The organism is Gordonia sp. Z-3 (assembly GCF_036233855.1).
Taxonomy (GTDB): domain Bacteria; phylum Actinomycetota; class Actinomycetes; order Mycobacteriales; family Mycobacteriaceae; genus Gordonia; species Gordonia tangerina.
Window position 1 is genome coordinate 1 of sequence record NZ_JAZARS010000038.1, and the last position, 5,042, is coordinate 5,042.

The following is a 5,042-nucleotide window of genomic DNA, read 5'->3' on the forward strand; positions in this document are numbered from 1 at the left end:
GAGTGCTCATCCCACTGGCCTTTCCGCAATCGGCGCTCCGCGGGAGCGCCGGCCCGTATCTCGTTCTCTGCCGCGAATATAAACGATTCTTGTAGTTCCGTCGATTCAAACGCACGCCAGCGGTCGCTCGCCTGTTTCGGAGGTGGGAGGCGCCGCAATCCGGGGGGGTCTCGGTCGACCCGGGACGTGTGGGGCAGCGACGTGACAAGGGGTTTACGAGATAGAAACGTTGCAACAGTTGCGAGAGTCGCCGTGGTCGCCGAGGATTTAGGAGTGCGACCCGGGGCGATCAACAAACCCGGATCAGTACGGTAGAAACGATTCACACAAGGCTCTGCCGGTGCTCGCACCTATTGGGCAGAGTCAACTCGCAGTGGTCGACGAAGGCCGAGACTCCGTGATGAGAGAAGGAACCACGTGTCCGATTATCGCCAGGCGAAACGCGCAGTCGGTGCCGAGATCCGAGCTTCTGTGCCGACACAGGAGATCCGGTTCCCGCGACTGTTCGCGTTCGACGAGGTCGCCTCGATGCCGCGGATTCCGTTCAGCCGTGGCATGGAGTGCGGGGCTTTCATCTCGCGAGAGCGAGAGGGTGCGCGCTACTACAGCCAGGGCATCGGCTTCCACGCGGCGGGTGCCGATGACGTCACCTGGCAGGCGACCAGTTGGGACGAGTCGTTCACGTGTCTGAGCGGTTCGCTGCGCGTCATCGTCACGGATGCCGAGGGCAAGGAAGTGGAATTCCTGGTCGAGGCGGGTAAGTACTTCTGGGCTCCAGCCGGATACAAGTACAGCGTGCGGTCGACCGGTGTCGAGGCAGTCAGCTACCTGACGACCGCACCGCAGATGCCCTCGGGATGGCGCCACACCGGGGACGACGAGTCCTACAGCGACGCACTGATAGCGCTGCGCCCCTGATTCATCATCGACCCTGCGCTGGGAAGAACTGCGGCGCAGAAACATCAAGAACCCAGAGCAACCAGCTCGTCGAACATCAACCCGAGAACATGGCCGGTTCATTGGCGAACATGCCCCAACACATGCACATCCAGGAAGGCCCGAAATGAGTGACACCTCGCTCTGGCGAAACATCATGGTCAACGCGGACGCGAACAAGAACTCGATGTATGCGATGTATCCCGAGGGGACCCAATACGTGTCGGCGTATCTCGAATCCCGCGGCGGCCCCTACGAGGCAACACTCTTCGTGGGATTGCAGGCGTTTCTGCTCGAATACCTCGCCCGGCCGATCACCGTCGAAGACGTCAAGGAAGCAGAGCGCGTCGTCCGTGGTCACAGCGCCGTCTTCAACCGTCAGGCCTGGCTGGACATCGTCAACGATCATGGCGGATATCTGCCCCTCGAGATCGAGGCGGTACCCGAAGGCACCGTGGTGCCCACCAGCAACGTACTGCTCCAGGTGGTGAACACGGATCCTCGTTATCCGTGGTTGCCGAGCTTCGTCGAGTGCGCACTCCAGCGTGCGCTCTGGTACCCCAGCACGGTCGGAACCGTGAGCTGGATGGCAAAACAGTACGTGCGAGGTGCATTGGAACGCACTTCAGACAACCCAGAGACCCTGCGGCTGTACCTGCACGACTACGGCGCCCGAGGTGCCAACTCTTTCGAGTCCGCCGCCCTCGGCGGGATGGCGCATCTGGTGAACTTCGACCAGTCCGACACGATGGCCGGATTCGTCGCGGCCTCACAGTATTACGATGCGGCATGTCCGAGTGGTGCGACGATGTTCCTCGAGCACTCGAACACCTCTGCCGGCGGTCCTGAGCGTGAGGCCGACACTTTCCGGGCCCTCCTCAGGCACGAGCCCGCGGGCGTCGCGGGCCTGCTCGTCGACACCTACGATCACGACAACGCGGTGGACACCATCATCGGCAAGGAGCTGCATGATGAGATCGCGGCCTATCCGGGCCTCGTCGCCGTGCGATGCGATTCCGGTGACCCCGTTGCCACACCGGTCGGCACCGTCGAATCCTTGATGGAGAACTTCGGATTCACAACCAACTCAAAGGGATTCAAGGTTCTTCCGCCCAATCTGCGAGTGGTGCAGGGTGACGGGCTCGACGTGGACATGTTCTGTGCCATCTATGCCGAGCTCGAGCGGCGTGGCCTGGCTGCCGACAATGTGCTGTGCGGCATGGGCGGTGGTCTGGTGCAGGGCGTGACCCGAGACACGATGTACTTCGGTTACAAGGCGAACGCGGTCTGTATCGACGGTGAATGGCGGAACATCGCGAAGAAGCCGAAGGCCAATTCCATCAAGCACTCGAAAGCCGGTCGGTTGGCTCTGCAGTACGTGGACGGTGACTACCGGACCGTTCAGAAGGACTCGATTCCCGCTGAGGACAATGTCATGGTCCCGGTGTTCCGCAACGGGAGGATCCTGCGGATGTGGGACTTCGGAGAGCTGATCGCGCGTAGTGAACGCCCGACGCCCGCGTACTACTTCAACGGGGTCAGTCAAAAGCTGTCCGCAGCATCCTGACTCCGCACCACTCTCACGAGGAGAAAGCGCAATGTCGCTCAAATTCTGGGTAACGACCCCCTTCTTCTATCCTGATATGACCAAGCCCTGGTCCGACGTCCTGAACGACATGTTGAGCATCGTCGATGCGGCCGAGGACCTGGGTTTCGAAGGCGTGGCGATCAACGAGAACGTCTTCCAGAACTATGTGACCAACCCTTCGTCGTTGACATTCAGCGCAGTGGCGGCGATGCGCACCAAGCGAATCCGGATCCTGCCCGGGGTCGTCGTGTTGCCGAGCTACAACCCCCTGCTCGTCGCATCCGAGATGAGCCTGCTCGATCACCTGGCACCGGGCCGTGTCGGCATCGGTGTTGCCCGGGGTGGCGGCCGCTACCAATTGGATCGGATCGGAGTCGACCCGGCAGAGGCCCGGGCCATCTACGAGGAGTCTCTCGACATCATCCGACGCCTCTGGACCGAGGATGACGTCGTTCATGACGGCAAGTACTACTCGTTTCCCGAGACAACGATCGTGCCCAAACCGGTGACGAAGCCGCATCCCGAGCTCTGGGTTGCGTCGCAGAGTGTGCAGGGGGTGAAAAAGGTTGCTGAGCAAGGACTCAACCTGGTCACCGCGCCGAACTATGGCAGCTTCGAACCGCACGGTGATCTCGAGACGCTTCTCGGGAGCTATGACGACGCAGTCACCGAGAGCGGCAACCCGCGCGGTGAGGTCATGGTGTACCGCCACACCTGGCTTGGCCACACCGAGGAGGAGGCCGAGGCGTACTTCGATGACTTCCTCAGCGAGTACAACCACTACCTTGCCTTCACGATCACCGAAGGTGAGCGCGCGACACGAGAGGGACGTCTCGCGGCCCGTGGCCTCGGCGACGGTGGGCGGCGATTCGTCAACGCGGGAAAGGTGACCCCGGAGAGCGAATCGCCGAACCGGGACAATCTGTTCGAGCGGTACGACGATCCGGTGTTGACCACACCTGATCGCATGATCGAGCGTTTCCAGAGCTACGAGAAGATGGGCGTCGACCATCTGGCGTGCCTGATCGCCGTCGGGCAGCCCATCGAGGAGATCATCAAGAACATGGAGTTGATGGCGAAGGAAGTGCTCCCGGCATTCGCCTGACCGATACGGACAGGGCCGGCGACGCACAGGTCGTATCGGCCGGACAACAGGACAGGAGAACACCATGCCGATCACTCTCGGAGAACTGGCGCCATTGGAAGGCGTGAAGCGTTGGGCCTTCGCGGAAAAGGCCCGACGAATCCGGATCGCGTCCGCAATTCCTGGTGGGGCAATCCATGTCTCGTCGGCGTGGTTCGTCGTCGTCGGGGACGCCGTCTACGTACCGCTGGACCCGACAGTCGGGGACCCCGGGCAGACCACGACTCCCGACCACCGTCACATCGAGATCATCGATGCCGGCGGTGCAGTCTCGGCACTGATCGACGAAGGGGACGAGGTGTCGAACTTCCGGGCAGTCCAGCTCGAGGGCAGTGCGGAAGCGGTGCACGATGTCGACCTGATCGACGAACTCTCGGATGTGATCGCCGAGAAGTACTTCTACGTGGGTCACCCCGATCTGGAGTACTACTTCAGTGCAGGGAATCTCGCCGCGCGGCGGTGGTATCGGATCGTCGCGGACCGCGTCGACGGATGGGACATGCGGGAGTTGCCGCAGGCCCCGGTGCAGGATCTGCTCTCGTTTCCCGACCATGTGCTGCACGAGAGCTGACGGCCTCCAGCGCCCTGAGCCCCACGGCAATGCCCGAGTGAGGAGAACGTTCCATGCAGCCGTTGATCGGCGTCGAAGTGCCGTTGTCGGGCAGCCGCCTTCATGTCTTCGACATGGACGGGACCCTGCTCATCGGAGCCGCGACAGTCGTACTCGCCGGTCATTTCGGTGATCTCGCCGCAGGCAATCGGATCGAGGCGGGATGGCTGGCCGGTACGGTCACCGAGCAGGAGTTCTGGCAGACCTTGCTCGACGTCTGCGGTGAGGCGACAGCGGCCGATCTGGATGCTGCGTTTCACGGCGCGCGATGGATGAGTGGCATCGCGGACACCTTCGCCGACATCCGTGCACGCGGCGAGGCGGCGATCGTGATCTCGCAGTCACCCGCGTTCTTCGTTCAACGGCTCCAGTACTGGGGTGCGCACGAGACCTACGGGTCAGATGTCGAGATCGGCCGGCCCCTGTCGGAGGGCGCGACACTCTCGCCCGAGGCGAAGGTCGAGATCACCAAGGACGCCCTCGGTCGGCTCGGGCTCACGTCCGCGGCTTGTGTGGCCTACGGGGATTCGTCGTCTGACGTCGACCTGTTCGATTGGCTCGAACACACGGTGGCGGTCAACGCCAGTCCGGCCATCACTCAGATGGCGGCCGCCAGCTACACCGGCACCGACATCAGCGAGGCGTACGCAATCGGTCGGCGGCTGCTCCGCGCCAAAGGGGCGGACCTGAGCTGACCGACCCTGTCGATCGCACGCCTGTGAAAGAACGTTGCACGTAAGCCCGTCTGATAGGAGGTGACCCCA

At 62.5% G+C, this 5,042-nt stretch carries 5 protein-coding genes; all 5 read left to right on the forward strand.

Annotated elements, in window-relative coordinates; translation table 11 throughout:
- Positions 1-417 precede the first annotated feature (417 nt).
- A complete protein-coding gene (locus tag VX037_RS23585; protein ID WP_328716094.1) occupies positions 418-918 on the forward strand; it encodes a hypothetical protein in 501 nt (166 codons plus the stop codon).
- Positions 919-1,063: 145 nt separating this feature from the next.
- Positions 1,064-2,503, forward strand: coding sequence for a nicotinate phosphoribosyltransferase (locus VX037_RS23590; protein ID WP_328716095.1), 1,440 nt, complete (start codon positions 1,064-1,066; stop codon positions 2,501-2,503).
- A 76-nt stretch (positions 2,504-2,579) separates the two neighbouring features.
- Positions 2,580-3,629, forward strand: coding sequence for an LLM class flavin-dependent oxidoreductase (locus VX037_RS23595; protein WP_442903747.1), 1,050 nt, complete (start codon positions 2,580-2,582; stop codon positions 3,627-3,629).
- A 64-nt stretch (positions 3,630-3,693) separates the two neighbouring features.
- On the forward strand, positions 3,694-4,239 hold the full coding sequence (locus VX037_RS23600; protein ID WP_328716098.1) for a hypothetical protein: 546 nt from the start codon (positions 3,694-3,696) through the stop codon (positions 4,237-4,239).
- Between the two features lie 53 nt (positions 4,240-4,292).
- Positions 4,293-4,973, forward strand: a complete 681-nt coding sequence (locus VX037_RS23605; RefSeq protein ID WP_328716100.1) for an HAD family hydrolase — start codon at positions 4,293-4,295, stop codon at positions 4,971-4,973.
- The last annotated feature ends 69 nt before the right edge of the window (positions 4,974-5,042 follow it).

What these genes read in the sequence shown, in the direction of transcription:
- VX037_RS23600 (WP_328716098.1), top strand. Translation starts at nt 3,694, where the DNA reads ATGCCGATCACTCTCGGAGAACTGGCGCCATTGGAAGGCGTGAAGCGT.
- VX037_RS23605 (WP_328716100.1), top strand. Translation starts at nt 4,293, where the DNA reads ATGCAGCCGTTGATCGGCGTCGAAGTGCCGTTGTCGGGCAGCCGCCTT.
- VX037_RS23595 (WP_442903747.1), top strand. Translation starts at nt 2,580, where the DNA reads ATGACCAAGCCCTGGTCCGACGTCCTGAACGACATGTTGAGCATCGTC.
- VX037_RS23590 (WP_328716095.1), top strand. Translation starts at nt 1,064, where the DNA reads ATGAGTGACACCTCGCTCTGGCGAAACATCATGGTCAACGCGGACGCG.